The organism is Streptomyces sp. NPDC051909, from assembly GCF_040681095.1.
GTDB lineage: Bacteria > Actinomycetota > Actinomycetes > Streptomycetales > Streptomycetaceae > Streptomyces.
Genome location: NZ_JBFAYA010000006.1, coordinates 183,853 through 201,550, shown reverse-complemented (window position 1 = coordinate 201,550; position 17,698 = coordinate 183,853). Strand labels below are relative to the sequence as shown.

The 17,698-nt window shown below is 73.0% G+C and carries 13 protein-coding genes; 3 read left to right on the top strand and 10 right to left on the bottom strand.

Translation table 11 applies throughout. The features are described 5' to 3' along the window. Positions 1-154: 154 nt before the first annotated feature. The 4 genes from AB0M18_RS12135 to AB0M18_RS12120 form a co-directional block, all read right to left on the bottom strand. Positions 155-2,368, bottom strand: a complete 2,214-nt coding sequence (locus AB0M18_RS12135; protein WP_365756990.1) for an ATP-dependent RecD-like DNA helicase — start codon at positions 2,366-2,368, stop codon at positions 155-157. A gap of 99 nt (positions 2,369-2,467) precedes the next feature. After that, positions 2,468-3,271, bottom strand: coding sequence for a sugar phosphate isomerase/epimerase family protein (locus tag AB0M18_RS12130; RefSeq protein ID WP_365756759.1), 804 nt, complete (start codon positions 3,269-3,271; stop codon positions 2,468-2,470). Next, a complete protein-coding gene (locus AB0M18_RS12125; protein ID WP_365756758.1) occupies positions 3,268-4,419 on the bottom strand; it encodes a dihydrodipicolinate synthase family protein in 1,152 nt (383 codons plus the stop codon). The genes AB0M18_RS12130 and AB0M18_RS12125 overlap by 4 nt, the downstream gene beginning before the upstream one ends. Continuing rightward, entirely contained in the window at positions 4,416-5,567 is a 1,152-nt protein-coding gene (locus AB0M18_RS12120) for a Gfo/Idh/MocA family oxidoreductase (protein WP_365756757.1), read from the bottom strand. Before AB0M18_RS12120 ends, AB0M18_RS12125 begins: the two co-directional genes overlap by 4 nt. Before the next feature lie 118 nt (positions 5,568-5,685). On the opposite strand from AB0M18_RS12120, the gene AB0M18_RS12115 reads away from it, so the two are divergent. Continuing rightward, a complete protein-coding gene (locus tag AB0M18_RS12115; RefSeq protein ID WP_365756756.1) occupies positions 5,686-6,756 on the top strand; it encodes a LacI family DNA-binding transcriptional regulator in 1,071 nt (356 codons plus the stop codon). A 6-nt stretch (positions 6,757-6,762) separates the two neighbouring features. On the opposite strand, the gene AB0M18_RS12110 is transcribed toward AB0M18_RS12115, so the two are convergent. Further along, positions 6,763-7,335, bottom strand: coding sequence for an AAA family ATPase (locus AB0M18_RS12110; protein WP_365756755.1), 573 nt, complete (start codon positions 7,333-7,335; stop codon positions 6,763-6,765). Beyond that, positions 7,332-8,267 carry an EamA family transporter gene (locus tag AB0M18_RS12105; protein WP_365756754.1) on the bottom strand — a complete coding sequence of 312 codons (936 nt, stop codon included), beginning with the start codon at positions 8,265-8,267 and terminating at the stop codon, positions 7,332-7,334. Before AB0M18_RS12105 ends, AB0M18_RS12110 begins: the two co-directional genes overlap by 4 nt. Positions 8,268-8,416: 149 nt before the next feature. Between AB0M18_RS12105 and AB0M18_RS12100 the strand changes: the two genes are divergently transcribed. Together AB0M18_RS12100 and AB0M18_RS12095 are read left to right on the top strand one after the other, a co-directional pair. Further along, on the top strand, positions 8,417-9,328 hold the full coding sequence (locus AB0M18_RS12100) for a LysR substrate-binding domain-containing protein (RefSeq protein WP_365756753.1): 912 nt from the start codon (positions 8,417-8,419) through the stop codon (positions 9,326-9,328). Between the two features lie 92 nt (positions 9,329-9,420). Further along, positions 9,421-11,250 (top strand): glycoside hydrolase family 3 protein, encoded by a 1,830-nt coding sequence (locus AB0M18_RS12095; RefSeq protein WP_365756752.1) that lies wholly within the window; start codon positions 9,421-9,423, stop codon positions 11,248-11,250. A gap of 67 nt (positions 11,251-11,317) precedes the next feature. Here the strand turns inward: AB0M18_RS12095 and AB0M18_RS12090 are convergent, their stop codons facing one another. The 4 genes from AB0M18_RS12090 to AB0M18_RS12075 form a co-directional block, all read right to left on the bottom strand. Beyond that, on the bottom strand, positions 11,318-12,763 hold the full coding sequence (locus AB0M18_RS12090; protein WP_365756751.1) for an aminopeptidase: 1,446 nt from the start codon (positions 12,761-12,763) through the stop codon (positions 11,318-11,320). Positions 12,764-12,850: 87 nt separating this feature from the next. After that, positions 12,851-13,255 carry a hypothetical protein gene (locus AB0M18_RS12085; protein ID WP_365756749.1) on the bottom strand — a complete coding sequence of 135 codons (405 nt, stop codon included), beginning with the start codon at positions 13,253-13,255 and terminating at the stop codon, positions 12,851-12,853. Between the two features lie 130 nt (positions 13,256-13,385). Then, on the bottom strand, positions 13,386-13,745 hold the full coding sequence (locus AB0M18_RS12080) for a hypothetical protein (RefSeq protein ID WP_365756748.1): 360 nt from the start codon (positions 13,743-13,745) through the stop codon (positions 13,386-13,388). 65 nt (positions 13,746-13,810) lie between these two features. Continuing rightward, a complete protein-coding gene (locus AB0M18_RS12075) occupies positions 13,811-17,581 on the bottom strand; it encodes an ABC transporter ATP-binding protein (RefSeq protein ID WP_365756746.1) in 3,771 nt (1,256 codons plus the stop codon). Positions 17,582-17,698: the final 117 nt, after the last annotated feature.

The following is a 17,698-nucleotide window of genomic DNA, read 5'->3' as shown; positions in this document are numbered from 1 at the left end:
TTCTTCGAGGTGCCCTGACTGTCTCTACCATCCCCCATTTGGCTGTGGAGAGTGCACTCGGGGTCGCTCATTGGGCCATTCGGCGGCACTCAGTGCCGCCCAACCTGCACATACTGCCCCCTTCGCCCCGGTTCCGGAAGTCCTCCGTGATCTTTCACACCAGCGTGCCCCCTGCGAGCCGATGCGCGAGCGCGGTGAAGCGGCGCCCGGCCGAAACCGTGCGCACCGCCTGGGCGATGGCCCTGCGCGAGCCGACCAGGACCACGAGCTTCCGGGCGCGGGTCACGGCCGTGTAGAGCAGATTGCGCTGGAGCATCATCCAGGCGCTGGTGGTGACCGGAATCACCACTGCCGGATACTCGCTGCCCTGCGAGCGGTGGATGGTCACAGCGTAGGCATGGGCCAGCTCGTCCAGCTCGTCGAAGTCGTACGGCACCTCCTCGTCCTCGTCGGTGCGCACGACGAGCCGCTGCTCGACGGGGTCGAGTGCGGTGACCACGCCCACGGTGCCGTTGAAGACGCCGTTGGCGCCCTTCTCGTAGTTGTTGCGGATCTGGGTGACCTTGTCGCCGACCCGGAAGACCCGGCCGCCGAAGCGCTTCTCCGGGAGGTCGGGGCGGGCCGGGGTGATCGCCTGCTGGAGCAGCCCGTTGAGCGAGCCGGCCCCGGCCGGGCCCCGGTGCATGGGCGCGAGGACCTGGACGTCCCGCCGGGGGTCCAGACCGAACCTGGCGGGAATCCGCCGGGCGGCGACCTCCACCGCGACCCGGGCGGCGTCCTCGGTCTCCTCCTCGGCGAAGAGGAAGAAGTCCGGCAGGCCGGTGGTGACGGGCGACTCTCCCGCGTTGATCCGGTGCGCGTTGGTGACCACTCCGGACTGCTGGGCCTGCCGGAAGATCCGGGTGAGCCGGACCGCCGGCACCGGGCTGCCCGGGGCGAGCAGATCGCCGAGCACCTCCCCCGCGCCGACCGAGGGAAGCTGGTCCACATCCCCGACCAGCAGCAGATGGGCACCCGGGGCCACCGCCTTGACCAGCTTGTTCGCGAGGAGCAGGTCCAGCATGGAGGCCTCGTCGACCACGACCAGGTCGGCGTCGAGCGGCTTGTCCCGGTCGTACGCGGCGTCCCCGCCGGGCTTCAGCTCCAGGAGCCGGTGCACGGTCGAGGCCTCGGCGCCGGTCAGCTCCGCGAGGCGTTTCGCGGCGCGGCCGGTGGGCGCGGCGAGCACCACCTTGGCCCGCTTGGCACGGGCCAGCTCCACGATCGAACGGACGGTGAAGGACTTGCCGCAGCCCGGTCCGCCGGTGAGGACCGCGACCTTACGGGTCAGGGCGAGGCGGACCGCCGCCTCCTGCTCCGGCGCGAGCGAGGCCCCGGTGCGGTCCGCCAGCCAGGCGAGCGCCCGGTCCCAGGCGACGTCCCGGAAGGCGGGCAGCCGGTCCTCCTCGGCGGCGAGCAGCCGGCGCAGCTGCCCGGCGAGGGACAGCTCGGCCCGGTGGAACGGCACCAGGAACACCCCGGTGACCGGCAGACCCTCGGGGCCGGGCACCTTCTCCCGTACGACCCCCTCCGGGTCCTCGGCGAGCTCGCCCAGGCACTCGATGACCAGGCCGGTGTCGACCTGGAGCAGCTTCACCGCGTCGGAGATCAGGCGCTCCTCGGGCAGGAAGCAGTGCCCCTGGTCGGTGGACTGCGACAGCGCGTACTGCAGGCCCGCCCGCACCCGGTCCGGGCTGTCGTGGGGTATGCCGACGGCCTGGGCGATCCGGTCGGCGGTGAGGAAGCCGATGCCCCAGACGTCGGCGGCCAGCCGGTACGGCTGGTTCTTCACGACGCCGATCGAGGAGTCCCCGTACTTCTTGTAGATCCGCACCGCGATGGAGGTGGACACCCCGACGCCCTGCAGGAAGACCATCACCTCCTTGATCGCCTTCTGCTCCTCCCAGGCCGCGCCGATCAGCTTGGTGCGCTTCGGCCCGAGCCCCGGCACCTCGATCAGACGCTTCGGCTCCGTCTCGATGACGTCGAGGGTGTCGGTGCCGAAGTGGTCCACGATGCGCTCGGCGATGCGCGGCCCGATGCCCTTGATGAGGCCCGAGCCGAGATAGCGCCGGATGCCCTGGACGGTGGCGGGCAGCACCGTCGTGTAGTTCTCGACGGTGAACTGCCGCCCGTACTGCGGGTGCGAGCCCCAGCGCCCCTCCATCCGCAGCGACTCCCCCGGCTGCGCGCCGAGCAGCGCCCCGACCACCGTGAGCAGGTCCCCGGACCCCCGCCCGGTGTCGACCCGCGCCACCGTGTACCCGGACTCCTCGTTCGCGTAGGTGATCCGCTCCAGGACCCCTTCGAGCACCGCGAGACTGCGCACTTCGCTGGACATGCCCCGAAGGTAGCGAAGCCCTCGGACAACGGGGGCGGCCTGTGGACAACGCGGATGCACGCCCTGTGGACAACGCCCGCCCGGGACTCACACCGCCAGGAACGCCTCCACCGTCTCCTCCAGGACTTCCACGCCGTCCCGCGCCCACAGGGCGTCGTTGAAGAGTTCGACCTCCACCGGGCCCGTGTAGCCCGCCTGCTCGACCAGGGCGGCCCAGGCGGGGAGGTCGATCGCGCCCGTGCCGAGCTGGCCGCGGCCGTTGAGGACGCCGGCGGGGAGGGGGGTGGTCCAGTCGGCGAGCTGGAAGGAGTGGATGCGGCCGGCCGCGCCCGCGCGGGCCACGGCGGCCGGGGCCCGGTCGTCCCACCACAGGTGGTAGGTGTCGACGGTGACGCCCACCTGGTCGGCCGGGAAGCGCTCGGCGATCTCCAGGGCCTGGTCCAGGGTGGAGACCGCGCACCGGTCGGAGGCGTACATCGGGTGGAGGGGCTCGATGGCGAGGCGGACGCCCCGCTCGCCCGCGTACGGGGCGAGCACGCCGATCGCCTCGGCGATCCGGGCCCGGGCGGCGGGCAGGTCCGGGCAGGCCGGGGTGAGGCCGCCGGACACCAGGACGAGCGTGTCCGTGCCGAGGACCACGGCCTCGTCGATCGCCGCGCGGTTCTCCGCCTCCCAGCCGTCGCCAGTGAAGAAGCCGCCCCGGCACAGGGTGGTGACGGCGAGCCCCGCGTCCCGCACCAGGTCGGCCGCGGCCTCGACCCCGTACTCCTGGACGGGTTCGCGCCACAGGCCCACGCCCGGGACGCCGAGCCGGACGCACTCCCGGACGAGGTCGGGGAGGGCGAGCTGCTTCACCGTCATCTGGTTGACGCCGAGGCGGTCGAGGTTCACCGGGCGACTCCGTACACGGTGAGGAGCGAGCGCATCCGGGACTCCGCGCGCGCCGGGTCGGGGAACAGGCCGAGGCCGTCGGCGAGTTCGTACGCCCGGGCGAGGTGCGGCAGGGAGCGGGCGGACTGGAGGCCGCCGGCCATCGTGAAGTGCTCCTGGTGGCCGGCCAGCCAGGCGAGGAACACGACACCCGTCTTGTAGAAGCGGGTCGGCGTCTGGAAGAGATGGCGGGAGAGCTCCACCGTCGGGTCGAGCAGGGCGCGGAACCCGGTCGTGTCGCCCGTGTCGAGCACCCGGACCGCCTCCGCCGCCAGCGGACCCAGCGGGTCGAAGATGCCGAGCAGCGCATGGCTGAAACCACGGCTGTCCCCCGCGATCAGTTCGGGGTAGTGGAAGTCGTCGCCCGTGTAGCAGCGGACCCCGTCCGGCAGCCGGCGGCGGAGCGCGATCTCGCGGCCCGCGTCGAGCAGCGAGACCTTGATGCCGTCGACCTTGTCCGGGTGCGCGGCGACGACCCGCACGAACACCTCCGTCGCCGCGTCCAGGTCCGCCGACCCCCAGTAGCCCTCCAGGGCCGGGTCGAACATCGGCCCCAGCCAGTGCAGGATCACCGGCTCGGCGGCCTGGCGGAGCAGATGCCCGTAGATCTCCAGGTAGTCCTCGGGTCCGGTCGCGGTGGCCGCGAGGGCACGGGAGGCCATCACGATCGCCTGGGCGCCCGACTCCTCGACGACGGCGAGCTGTTCCTCGTACGCCGCCCGGATCTCCGCGAGGGAGGCCGGGCCGGTGAGCTGGTCGGTGCCGACCCCGCACGCGATCCTCCCGCCCGTCGCCTTCGCCTCGGCGGCGCTGCGGCGGATCAGCTCGGCCGCGCCCGCCCAGTCCAGACCCATGCCGCGCTGCGCGGTGTCCATCGCCTCGGCGACGCCGAGCCCGTGCGACCACAGATGGCGGCGGAAGGCGAGCGTGGCGTCCCAGTCGAGGGCGGCGGGGCCGTCGGGGGTGGTGTCGGCGTACGGGTCGGCGACGACGTGCGCGGCGGAGAAGACCGTACGGGAGGCCAGTGGGCCGGCCCCGGCGAGCGCGAGGGGCTCGGTACGGGGGGTGTACGCGCGCGTGGCGCCGCCCGCCTGCGGCAGCAGGATCACAGCGCCACCTCCGGGACCTCGATCCGGCGGCCCTCCGCCGCCGAGCGCAGGCCGAGCTCGGCGAGCTGCACACCGCGCGCGCCCGCGAGCAGGTCCCAGTGGTACGGCTCGCCGAGCACGACGTGCCGCAGGAACAGCTCCCACTGCGCCTTGAAGCCGTTGTCGAACTCGGCGTTGTCCGGGACCTCCTGCCACTGGTCGCGGAAGGGCTCGGTCGCCGGGATGTCGGGGTTCCAGACCGGCTTGGGGGTGGCGGCGCGGTGCTGGATCCGGCAGCCGCGCAGCCCGGCGACGGCGGAGCCGTGCGTCCCGTCGACCTGGAACTCGACCAGCTCGTCGCGGTGCACCCGGACCGCCCAGGAGGAGTTGATCTGCGCGATCGTGCCGCCCTCCAGCTGGAAGATGCCGTACGCGGCGTCGTCGGCCGTCGCCTCGTACGGCTTGCCCCGCTCGTCCCAGCGGCGCGGCACATGGGTGGCGACGGCGGCGGTGACGGAGGTGACCCGGCCGAACAGCTCGTGGAGCACGTACTCCCAGTGCGGGAACATGTCGACGACGATGCCGCCGCCGTCCTCCGCGCGGTAGTTCCAGCTGGGGCGCTGCGCCTCCTGCCAGTCCCCTTCGAAGACCCAGTAGCCGAACTCGCCGCGCACGGACAGGATCTCGCCGAAGAAGCCGCCGTCGATCAGGCGCTTCAGCTTGCGCAGGCCCGGCAGGAACAGCTTGTCCTGGACGACGCCGTGCCGGATGCCCTTCTCCTGGGCCAGGCGGGCGAGTTCGAGGGCGCCGGCGAGGTCACCGGCGGTGGGCTTCTCGGTGTAGACGTGCTTGCCGGCGGCGATGGCCCGGGTCAGCGCCGCGACGCGGGCGGAGGTGACCTGCGCGTCGAAGTAGATGTCGATGCTCTCGTCGGCGAGGACGGCGTCGAGGTCGGTGGACCATTCGGTCAGCCCGTGCCGCTCGGCGAGCGCGCGCAGCGCGGGCTCGCGGCGGCCGACCAGGACCGGCTCCGGCCACAGGACCTGCCCGTCGCCGAGGTCGAGTCCGCCCTGCTCGCGCAGGGCGAGGATCGAGCGGACGAGGTGCTGGCGGTATCCCATGCGGCCGGTGACGCCGTTCATGGCGATGCGGACGGTTCGGCGTGTCACGAGTCTTTCTCCCGGAGGGGCGGAGGGGTGGAAACGGCTGACAGAAAGCGCTTTCTATCGGGCATGACGCTAGCCTGCCGACATCACTGCCGACAAGGGCCCTGGAGGTACGCACGCGATGACCGTCACCCTGGCGGACGTGGCAGCCCGCGCACAGGTCTCCCCCGCGACCGTCTCCCGCGTCCTGAACGGCAACTACCCGGTCGCCGCCGCCACCCGGGAGCGGGTGATGCGCGCGGTGGACGAGCTCGACTACGTCCCGAACGGCCCGGCCAGTTCGCTCGCCGCCGCCACCTCCGACCTGGTCGGCATCCTCGTCAACGACATCGCCGACCCCTTCTTCGGGATCATGGCCGGGGCGGCGCAGGGCGCCATCGGCGCGCCGGGCGCGGGGCGGGCCGGCGCCGCCGGCGGTGGCGGTGGCGGTGGCGGCGAGAAGCTGGCCGTCGTGTGCAACACCGGCGGCGACCCGGAGCGCGAACTCACCTATCTCACCCTGCTCCAGCGGCAGCGCGCCGCCGCCGTGATCCTCACCGGCGGCTCCCTGGAGGACCCGGAGCACCTGGCGGCGGTGGGCGCCAAACTGGCCCGGCTCACCGAGGCCGGCACACGGGTGGTGCTGTGCGGGCGGCCGCCGCTCGAAGGGGCGGCCGCCGCCACCCTCGCCTTCGACAACCGCACCGGGGCGCGGCGGCTCACCGAGTACCTGCTGTCGCTCGGGCACCGGCGGATCGGTTACGTCGCGGGCCCGGAGAACCGGACCACCACCCGGCACCGCCTGGAGGGCCACCGGGCGGCACTCGCGGCGGCCGGGGTCGCGGAGGGCCCGACCGTGCACGGCCGCTACGACCGCCCGTCCGGGTACGAGGTGACCGCCGAACTCCTCACCCGCGCACCGGACCTGACGGCGGTCGTCGCCGCCAACGACACGGTCGCGCTCGGCGTCTGCGCGGCGCTGCGCGACCGGGGCCTGAGCATCCCGGGCGACGTCTCGGTGGCGGGCTTCGACGACCTGCCCTTCTCGGTCGACGTGGTGCCCGCGCTCACGACCGTACGGCTCCCGCTCCACGAGGCGGGCGCGCGGGCCGGGCGGATCGCGCTCGGCGCGGAGCAGTTGCCGGCGGGCGAGCCCGCGACGATCCCGGCGGAGCTGGTGGTACGGGGGTCGACGGCGCCGCCCGGGGGGTGACCGGCGTCAGGGGGTGCGCAGGGCGGTGGTGTCCAGTCCGGTCGCGGCGAGGACGGCGTCGACGGTCTGCTCGACCGTCTGCTCCGCGTTGTCGATCCAGACGCCCTGGCCGGACAGTTCGGCGCGCATGGCCTCGTCGAGGAAGGCCCAGTTGGTCGTCAGGCGCTTGTGCCGGGCGTTGTTGCGCTCCCAGGCCTTGTCCGGGCCGGGGGCCAGGACGACGACGTGCAGGGGCGTCCTCGACTGGGCACGGTAGAAGTCGAGGTGGGAGCGGCGGACCACGACGTCGTCGAGGACGGGCAGGAAGCCGGCCGCGACGAAGCTGTCGGCGAGCAGGCAGGCGTGCCGGGCGCGCAGCAGGATCTGGCGGTCGGCCTCGGCGTCGCCGTCCGGGGTGGGCCAGTGGCCGCCGCTGACGATCAGCTCCTGGAGGTGGTCGACCTCGATGTGCGCGGCCCGCGCGAACCGGGCCGCGAGGGCCGCCGCGACGGTGCTCTTGCCGCTGCCCGGGATGCCGGCCAACAGGACGGTGCCGGGGGCGGGTTCGGGGCTGTCGACGGCGATGTTCTCGAAGGTCATGCACGCTCTTTCGTCGGACGGGTCACAGGGGCGTGCCACAGTAGCCGGGCTTCCCCGGCACATCCATCCGGCGCGGCCTTGCGGCGCTGTACGGAGGTCAGCGCCACGCCTCCGACGAGCAGCGCGGCGGCGCACCAGCGGAGCGGGCTGACGGACTCGCCGAGGAACAGAGCGGCGGAGGACATGCCGAAGACGGGGACGAGGAGGGAGAAGGGGGCCACCGAGGAGGCCGGGTGGCGGCGGAGCAGCCAGCCCCAGGCGCCGAAGCCGAAGACCGTGGTGATCCAGGCGACGTAGACGATCACGCCGGCGCCGGTCCAGTCGAGGCCGCGCAGCGCGGCCAGGTCGCGGTCGGGTCCTTCGAGGAGGAGGGAGAGGGCGAGCAGCGGCAGGACGGGGACGGTGCTGACCCAGACCATGAAGTTGAGCGGGTCGGGCGGGGCGGCCTTGCGGGTGAGGACGTTGGAGACGCCCCAGCAGACGGCGGCCGCGATCACCAGGACGAAGCCGGTGAGGGGTCCCGAGGTGCCCTCGTCGACGGCGGCGACGCCGATGCCGGCGAGCGCGACGCCCATCCCGGCGAGCTTGGTCCTGCCGGGGCGCTCGCCGAGCGCGAGGAAGGCGAAGAGGGCCGTGAAGACCGCCTGGACCTGGAGGATCAGGGAGGAGAGACCGGCCGGGGCGCCGAGGCTCATGCCGGTGAAGAGCAGTCCGAACTTGGCGACGCCGAGGGCGAGTCCGACACCCACGATCCACTTCCAGGCGACCTTCGGGCGGCCGACGAGGAAGACCGCCGGCAGGGCGGCGACGAGGAAGCGGAGGGCGGAGAAGAGCAGGGGCGGGAAGTGGTCGAGGCCGATCTCGATGACGACGAAGTTGACTCCCCAGACGGCGGCGACCAGGGCGGCGAAGGCGATGTGGGCGGGGCGCATGCCCCGAGGATCACCCGCCATGACCATGTAGCACCAGCACGGATTCCTTCATGGTTGGATGAAGCACTGCTACAGAATGAGCTGTTGCAGAACGAGCTGCTCCATAACGAGCCGCTCCAGAGCGCACCGCCACGGAAGGGGTCGGGAACGTGCTGGATCTGGGACGTCTGCGCGCGCTGCACGCCGTCGCCGTGCACGGCACGGTCGGCGCGGCGGCCACCGCGCTCGGCTACACCCCCTCGGCGGTCTCGCAACAGATCGCCAAGCTGGAGCGGGAGACCCGCACCACCCTGCTCGAACGCGCCGGCCGGGGCGTCCGGCTGACCGACGACGCCCGCCAACTGGCCGACACCGCCGAGCGGTTGCTCGCGCTCGTGGAGGAGGCGGAGGTACGCCTGGAGGAGCGGCGGGGGCTGCCCGCCGGGCGGCTGCGGATCGGCTGCTTCCCGAGCGCGGCTCGCGGTCTGATGCCCCGGGTCCTGGCCGATCTGGCCCGCCGCCATCCCGCGCTCGACGCGCGTCTGACGGAGGTGGACCCGCACCTCTCGGTGGACCTGGTGGGCCGGGGCGTGCTCGACCTGGCGGTGGCGCACGACTGGGACATCGCATCGCTGCCCGTGCCGCCGGGGGTGGAGCAGGAGGTCGTCGGCGACGACCCGTGCGACATCCTGGTGCCGCGCGAGCACCCGCTGGCGGGCCGGGACGGGGTGCGGCGTGAGGAGCTGAGCCAGGAGCGGTGGATCACCCAGCCGCCGGGCACGGTCTGTCACGACTGGCTGATCCGGACGCTGCGGGCGACCGGTTACGAGCCGCTGATCGCCCATCAGGCCGAGGAGAACCACACCCAGGTGGCGCTGGTCGCGGCCGGGCTCGGCATCGCGCTCGTACCGCGGCTCGGGCGCGGCGTACTGCCGCCGGAGGTGGTGGCCCTGCGGCTCGACCCGATCCCGATGCGGCGGCTGTGGGCGCTGTGGCGGACGGGGGCGGCCCGGCGGCCGGCGATCACGGAGACGGTGCGGACCCTGCAGGAGGTGTGGCCGGAGATCGCGGCGACCGGGTGACGGGCGGCGTTTTCTGCGCGGATCCTTGACCTGACAGTTATTTTCCGGCTATCGGTGGCACCTTGGAAGTTTCCTTCAAGGAAGGAGCACCAGTGCACCACCGCGCACCGTCCCCCTCCCGACGCACCGTCCTCACCGTCACCGCCGCCGCGGCGGCCGCCGCCGTCACCGGCGTGACCGCCCCGGTCGCCCACGCCGACGAGCAGCGGATCTCCGACGACAAGCTGCGCGCCCTGCTCTCCCGGATGTCCCTGGAGGAGAAGGTCGGCCAGCTGTTCGTCATGCGGGTCTACGGCCACTCCGCCACCGCCCCCGACCAGGCCGACATCGACGCGAATCTCAAGGAGATCGGCGTCCGCACGGCCGCCGAGCTGATCGAGCGCTATCACGTCGGCGGGATCATCTACTTCGCCTGGGCGCACAACACCCGCGACCCGCACCAGATCGCCGGCCTGTCCAACGGCATCCAGCGGGCCGGGCTCGCGCAGCCGACCCCGCTCCCCCTCCTCATCTCCACCGACCAGGAGCACGGCATCGTCTGCCGGGTCGGCGAGCCCGCCACCCTGATGCCCGGCGCGATGGCGCTGGGCGCGGGCGGTTCGCACTCCGACGCCCGCAAGGCCGCGCAGATCGCGGGTGCCGAGCTGGCCGCCGTCGGCATCCGGCAGAACTACGCGCCGGTCGCCGACGTCAACGTCAACCCGGCCAACCCGGTGATCGGCGTGCGCTCCTTCGGCGCCGACCCGGAGGCGGTGGCCGCGATGGTCGCCGCGCAGGTCAGGGGCTACCAGCAGGGCGGGGTCGCGGCGACCTCCAAGCACTTCCCGGGGCACGGCGACACGGCCACCGACAGCCACTACGGCCTGCCGACCATCACCCACACCCGCGCGCAGTGGGCGGAACTCGACGCGCCGCCGTTCCGCGCGGCGATCGCCGCCGGCATCGACTCGATCATGACCGCGCACATCGTGGTGCCCGCGCTCGACCCGAGCGAGGACCCGGCGACGCTGTCCCGCCCGATCCTCACCGGCATCCTGCGCGAACAGCTCGGCTACGACGGCGTGGTGGTCACCGACTCGCTCGGCATGGAGGGCGTGCGGACGAAGTACGGCGACGAGCGCGTGCCGGTGCTCGCGCTGAAGGCGGGCGTGGACCAGCTGCTCAACCCGCCGAGCCTGTCCGTCGCCTGGAACGCGGTGCTCGCCGCCGTGAAGAACGGCGAGCTGACCGAGGACCGGCTCGACGAATCGATCCTGCGGATCCTGCGGCTCAAGGCCGGGCTGGGCCTGTTCAAGGACCCGTACGTCAGCGACGCCGACGTCGACCGCACGGTCGGCACCCCGGCCCACCTGGCGCACGCCGACCGGATCGCCGAGCGGACCACGACGCTGCTCGTCAACGAGGGCGGCTTCCTGCCGGTCAGCCGGCTCAGCCACCCCAGGGTCCTGGTGGTGGGCGCCGACCCGGCCTCGCCGTCCGGCACCACCGGCCCGCCGACCACCATTCTGGCCGGCGCGCTGACCGAACTCGGCTTCACGGCCAAGGCGTTGTCGACCGGGACGGCCCCGACCTCCGCGAAGATCGAGGAGGCGGTGGCCGCCGCGGCCGGACAGGACCTGGTGGTGGTCGGCACGTACAACCTGACGGCGACCAGCACCCAGCGCACGCTGGTCGCCCGGCTCGTGGCGACCGGGGTGCCGGTGGTCACGATCGCCATCCGCAACCCGTACGACGTGGCGCGCACCACCGGCCAGCGGGCCACGCTCGCCGCCTACTCCTGGACGGACGTCGAACTGCGCGCCGCCGTACGGGTCCTGGCCGGCCGGGCCGAGCCGCAGGGCCGGCTTCCGGTCCCGGTGCAGAACGCGGCCGACCCGGCGAAGGTGCTGTACCCGGTGGGCTACGGACTCTCCTACCGCTGACGGCGACCGAGCCCGCACCCCGTGTCGTGAGGGGGTGCGGGCTCGGTCCGGCTACGCGCTCACCGGCTCACGGGCGCAGGCCGTGCTCCCGGGTGGCGTCCTCGTCGACCGGCCTGTCGATCCGGGCGTCGAAGCGGGCCAGCGGCCGCGCGGCCTGGACGGCGGGGGCGTCGACCCCGGCCCAGGCGAGGATCCGGGCGGTGGCGGCGGCCTTCTCGGCCTCGACCAGACCGGCCACGTTGGCGCCGTGGTTGGCGCCCGGCGCGACGTACACATAGCTGTCGCGGGCGCCCTTGCCGAGGCGGAACTGCTCCGAACCCCACGGGTCGTTGCCGCCGTAGACGAAGAGCATGTGGTTCGCGTTGTGCCGGACCCACGTGTCGACGTCCCGCATCACCCACGGCTTGAACTTCATGGGGATCTCGCTCGGCACGAAGTTGCGGGCCGGCTGGTAGCCGTAGCGGCTCAGCCCGGCCAGGTGGGGCTGGGTGATGGTGGGCGAACCGAGCTCGGTGGCCGCCTGGTAGTAGTACGGCGTGTAGCCCTCCAGGCTCTGGTCGGTGTACGCGGCCCAGCCGGAGTAGGCGTCGATCGTCTCGTAGACGGTGTCGTCGCTCGCGGTGGCGGCGTCCGGGATCTGGTCGCAGACGTCCTGGCCGTAGTACTGCCAGAAGCCCCACACGAAGTCCAGGACGACGGCCTCGTAGGCCTTGTCGAGGGTGCCGAGGGTGTGGAACGTGGAGCCGTCGGCCGCGGCCTGGGCGGCGAGCTTCTTCTCCAGCGGCTCGCGGCGCACCAGCGCCTCGCGCTGCATCGCGTTCAGCCGGTCGCGGCAGTCCTTGGTGCCGACGGTCTCGAAGAAGCGGTCGTAGGCCGAGTCCTCCTTCTCCACCACGTCGTTGGGCGCCACGTACGCCACGACGCCGTCCATGTCGCGCGGGTAGAAGCGCTCGTAGTAGGTGGCGGTCATGCCGCCCTTGGAGGCGCCGGTGGACAGCCAGTTCTTGCCGTAGATCCTCTTCAGCGCGGTGAAGATGCGGTGCTGGTCACTGGCGGCCTGCCAGATGTCGAGCTTGGACCAGTCGGCGGGCTGCGGCCGGGACGGCGTGAAGAAGCGGTACTCCATGGAGACCTGGTTGCCGTCCACGATCCGGGTCGGCTCGGCGCGGCTGGGCGTGGTGCTCAGTCCGTAGCCGCTGGTACGGAAGACGGTCGGGCGGTCCGTGTCCTTGTGCAGGACTGAGATCCGCTGCTGGAACGTGCCGGCCCACGGGCGCCGGTGGTCGATCGGCTGCTCGTAGTTCAGGACGAAGAAGCGGTAGCCGGCGTACGGCTTCTCCTCGATCAGGCTCATCCCGGGTATCGCCAGGATGCGGTCCTTGATGTCCGCGCTCTGCGCCTCGGCGACGGCCCTGCTGTCCGTGTCCGGTTCCGCGGCGGTGGCCACGCCGGTGGAGCCCACGGTGCCTATGAGCACCGAGAGCGACAACAGCCATCTGAGCGACTTGCGCATGCACCCTCCCCTTGGTTCACAACGGTGTCGCGAACCTAGCGGGGGCAACATGCGGACCGCCAGACCCAGTTGAGCCTTACCTATGCCTCAGCACAGGATCCACCCGGTGGTCGTGCCGCGGCCGTCGATGGTGGCGGACACCCGGACACAGCGGTTCAGGGCGTGCACCGTGACCGGCCCGGCCTGCCGCCCGAACCGGCCGGAGTCCACGGCCGCCCGCCCGCCGCGCGGCTGCACCGAGAGCGACATCGGCCGCAGCGGCCCGGGCCGCTTGGCGACGGCGACCGCGCAGGCGTACTGCCGGGTGCGGTAGAGCCGCAGCTCCCCGGTGGCGAACCCGATGGTGCGGGTGGGCCGCCCGGCGCAGACGGACGCCGCCTCGGCACTCCCGGCCGGCGGCCCGGCGAGCACCAGCAGGCCGACGGCCGTGACCAGGACGAGCAGATACGCCGAGAGGCCTCGCCCCGCCTTCCGTACCGCCCCCGCGCGCATGCCTGCCCCTCCCCTGGGTTCCCCCACCTCACTCGTACACGTTTACGACGCGGCCGGACCCGGTTCGGTTGCGAACCCGACGACGAGCCGTGGGCCCGGGCCTGTCCGACCCTGATCCGCCGGACAGGCCCTAACCCGAGAAGTAACCCACGACGAGGGCGAGGAAGACCGCCTCGGCGCCGAGCATGATCCAGAACGCGGCCGTGCGGCCGGAGTCGGGGGTGTGCGGGGTGTCCGGCGTGCCCAGGGCCCGGATCCAGGCGGTCACCACCACGGCGAGGGTGGCCAGGTACGCCCAGCCGGGGACCTCCCCGCAGGCGCCCTTCATCACGCAGCCCGTGCCGCTCTCCGAGGCCAGCGCGAGCACCACGACCAGGACGGTCGCGGGCGCCAGGAGCAGCCCGGCCCACAGGGCGCGGGTGCGCAGCCGACGCGCCGGGGTGGGGGCGGGCCGGGGGCCCGGGAGGGGCGGGAGGAGGTTGTCGCTCATGACGCCGATTCAACCCGAGCCCGCCCGGCTCCCGGTATGCGCTCCCGTACTCAGATCTCCCGCACTCAGATCGCCTCGGCCGGGGCCGGTTCCTGTTCGGTGTCCTCCCCGATGAAGGTGCGCCACAGGGCCGCGTACCGGCCGTCCAGCGCGAGCAGTTCGTCGTGGGTGCCGTCCTCGGCGACGCGGCCGTGGTCCATGACGACGACCCGGTCGGCGCGGGCCGCGGTGGTGAGACGGTGGGCGACGACCAGGGTCGTGCGGCGGCCGGCGAGGCGGTCGGTGGCCGCGTTGACCTGGGCCTCGGTGGCCAGGTCGAGGGCGGCGGTGGCCTCGTCGAGGAGCAGCACGTCCGGGTCGACGAGCTCGGCGCGGGCCAGGGCGATCAGCTGGCGCTGGCCCGCCGACAGGTTCCGGCCGCGCTCGGCGACCGCGTGGAGGTAGCCGCCGTCGAGGGTGGCGATCATGTCGTGGGCGCCGACCGCGCGGGCCGCGGCCTCCACCTCGGCGTCGCCGGCGTCCGGGCGTCCGTACGCGATGGCGTCGCGCACGGTGCCCTCGAAGAGGTACGCCTCCTGCGGGACGACGCCGAGGCGGTGCCGGTACGCGGTGAGGTCGAGCTCGCGCAGGTCGGTGCCGTCGGCGGTGACCCGGCCGGCCGTCGGGTCGTAGAACCGGGCGACCAGCTTGACCAGGGTGGACTTGCCGGCGCCGGTCTCGCCGACGAAGGCGACGGTCTGCCCGGCCGGGATGCGCAGGTCGATGCCGGTCAGGGCGTCTTCGCCGTCCCCCGCGGAGCCGTATCCGAAGGACACGTCCTCGAAGGCGATCTCGCCGCGCAGCGAGAGCACGTCGAGCGGGGCGTCCGCGGCGGCGGTGGAGGTGGGCTCCTGGAGGAGCTCCTGCATCCGCCCGAGGGAGACGGTGGCCTGCTGGTAGCCGTCGAAGACCTGGGAGAGCTGCTGGACGGGGGCGAAGAACAGGTCGATGTAGAGGAGGTAGGCGACCAGGGCGCCGGTGGTGAGGGTCTGGTCCTCGATGCGGTGGGCGCCGACGATCAGCACGGCCGCGGCGGCCACCGAGGACAGCAGGGTGACGAAGGGGAAGTAGACCGAGATCAGCCACTGGCCGTGGATACGGGCCGCGCGGTACTCACGGCTGCGGGCCGTGAACCGCTCGGCGCCGGACCGCTCGCGCCGGAAGGCCTGCACGATCCGCAGTCCGGCGACGGACTCCTGGAGGTCGGCGTTGACCACGCTGATCCGCTCGCGGGCCAGCTCGTAGGCCTTCACGCTGGCGCGGCGGAAGAAGAAGGTGGCGACGGCGAGGACCGGGAGGGTCGAGAAGACCACCAGGGCGAGCTGGAGGTCGAGCACCAGCAGGGCGCCCATGATGCCGAAGAACGTGACGACGGAGACGAAGGCGGTGACCAGGCCGGTCTGCAGGAAGGTCGACAGGGCGTCGACGTCCGTGGTCATCCGGGTCATGATCCGGCCGGTGAGCTCGCGCTCGTAGTAGTCCAGGCCGAGGCGCTGGAGCTGGGCGAAGATCTTCAGGCGGAGCGCGTAGAGGATCCGCTCGCCGGTGCGGCCGGTCATCCGGGTCTCGGCGGTCTGCGCGACCCACTGGACGAGCACGGTGAGCAGCGCGAGCGCGGACGCGGCCCAGACGGCGCCGATGGCGAGCCGGTTGACGCCCTCGTCGATGCCGTGCCGGATGAGGACCGGGAGCAGCAGTCCGGCGCCCGCGTCGACCGCGACCAGGCCGAGGCTGACGAGCAGCGGCAGGCCGAATCCGCGCAGCAGGCGGCGCAGGCCGTACGAGGCCTCGGGGGCGACCGCGCGGCCCTCGTCGACCTCCGGGGTGTCGGTGGCGGGCGGCAGCGCGTCGACGGCGGCGAGCAGCTCCGGGGTGGCCCCGGCGCCCCTCACCTCGCGCTCCTCGGCGCTCTCGTCCCGTACCCACAGGGTGGGGGTGATGCCGCGCTCGGCGTCGAACTCGGCGTCCAGCTCGGCCCGCAGGGTGCGGTCCTCGGGCGGCTCGGCCGGCAGGACGTGCCCCGGCGACACGGCCCCCAGCTCGTCGGGGTCGGTGAGCAGCCTGCGGTAGAGCGCGGAGTGCTCTTCGAGCTCCTCGTGGGTGCCGATGGCGGCGAGCCGGCCGCCGTCGAGGACGGCGATCCGGTCGGCGAGACCGAGGGTGGAGCGGCGGTGTGCGATGAGCAGGGTGGTGCGGCCCGCCATCACCGACTTCAGGGCCTCGTGGATCTCGTGCTCCACCTTGGCGTCGACGGCCGAGGTGGCGTCGTCGAGGACGAGCAGCCGGGGATCGGTGAGGATGGCGCGGGCCAGTGCGACGCGCTGCCGCTGGCCGCCGGACAGCGTCAGACCCTGCTCGCCGACCTTGGTGTCGTACCCGTCCGGGAGCTCGGCGATGAACCGGTCGGCCTGCGCGGCCCGGGCGGCGGCCTCGATCTGCTCCTGGGTGGCGTCGGGGACGCCGTACGCGATGTTGGCGCGGACCGTGTCGGAGAACAGGAAGCTGTCCTCGGGGACCATGCCGACGGCGGCGCGCAGCGAGTCGAGGGTCAGCTCGCGCACGTCGTGGCCGCCGACGAGGACGGCGCCGTGCGTCACGTCGTAGAAGCGGGGCAGGAGCAGCGACACGGTGGACTTGCCGGAGCCGGAGGCGCCGACGACGGCGACCGTCTCGCCGGGCCTGATCTCCAGCGAGAAGCCCTCCAGGACCGGGCTCGCCTTGCCGCCGGCGCTCTCGTACGCGAACGAGACGTCGTCGAACTCGACGGTCGCGGGCGCGTCCGCCGGCAGCTCCTTGGTGCCGTCCCGCATCGTCGGCTCGGTGTCGATCAGCTCCAGGACCCGCTCGACGCCGGCCCGGGCCTGCTGGCCGACGGTGAGGACCATGGCGAGCATGCGGACCGGGCCGACGAGGGAGGCGAGGTAGGAGGAGAAGGCGACGAAGGTGCCGAGGGTGATCTGCCCCTTGTACGCCAGCCAGCCGCCGAGCGCGAGCACGGCGACCTGGCCGAGCGCGGGCACGGCCTGCAGCGCCGGGGTGTACCTCGCGTTGAGCCGGATAGTGCGCAGCCGGCCCGCGAACAGCTTCCGGCCGGCCTCGCGGATCTTGCCGGTCTCCTGCTCCTCCTGCCCGAAGCCCTTCACGACGCGGACGCCGGTCACGGCGCCGTCGACCACGCCGGCGACGGCGGCGGCCTGCTGCTGCGCGTACCAGGTGGCGGGGTGCAGCCGGGTGCGGCTGCGGCGGGCGATCCACCACAGGGCGGGGGCGACGGCGAGGGCGACGGCGGTGAGCGGGAGGGACAGGGCGGCCATCACGCCGAGCGAGATGAGGAACAGGAGCACGTTCCCGATGGTCATCGGGAGCATGAAGAGCAGGCCCTGGATCAACTGGAGGTCGCTGGTGGCACGCCCGACGACCTGTCCGGTGGACAGCTCGTCCTGCCGCTTCCCGTCGAGCCGGGTGATCGTCCCGTACATCTCGGTGCGCAGGTCGTGCTGGACGTCGAGGGCGAGCCGGCCGCCGTAATAGCGGCGGATGTAGGTGAGGACGTAGACGAGGACGGCGGAGGCGAGCAGCAGCCCGGTCCACAGGCCGAGGGACCCGGTCTTGTCCCCGATGACGTCGTCGATGATCACCTTGGTGATCAGCGGGACGAGCGCGAGCACGGCCATGCCGGCGAGCGAGGAGCCCAGCGCGAGCACCACGTCCGCCTTGTACCGCCAGGCGTATCCCCAGAGCCTGCGGGCCCAGCCCGGGCCCCGCTCCCCCGTCTGCTTCTGCCCCACCGCCGCCACGTGGCGCCTCCCGTCCGTCCTGCTCTACCGGAAGGGCCAACGCGGCTGAGGTGGGATTTCATCCCGCGGCAACAATCCCGGGCCCAAGGGCGGACGCGGACCGGTCCGGGGTCGTAG

Coding starts and splice junctions, on each gene's coding strand:
- AB0M18_RS12115 (WP_365756756.1), top strand. CDS start 5,686: ATGACCGTCACCCTGGCGGACGTGGCAGCCCGCGCACAGGTCTCCCCC.
- AB0M18_RS12110 (WP_365756755.1), bottom strand. CDS start 7,335: ATGACCTTCGAGAACATCGCCGTCGACAGCCCCGAACCCGCCCCCGGC.
- AB0M18_RS12105 (WP_365756754.1), bottom strand. CDS start 8,267: ATGCGCCCCGCCCACATCGCCTTCGCCGCCCTGGTCGCCGCCGTCTGG.
- AB0M18_RS12090 (WP_365756751.1), bottom strand. CDS start 12,763: ATGCGCAAGTCGCTCAGATGGCTGTTGTCGCTCTCGGTGCTCATAGGC.
- AB0M18_RS12085 (WP_365756749.1), bottom strand. CDS start 13,255: ATGCGCGCGGGGGCGGTACGGAAGGCGGGGCGAGGCCTCTCGGCGTAT.
- AB0M18_RS12080 (WP_365756748.1), bottom strand. CDS start 13,745: ATGAGCGACAACCTCCTCCCGCCCCTCCCGGGCCCCCGGCCCGCCCCC.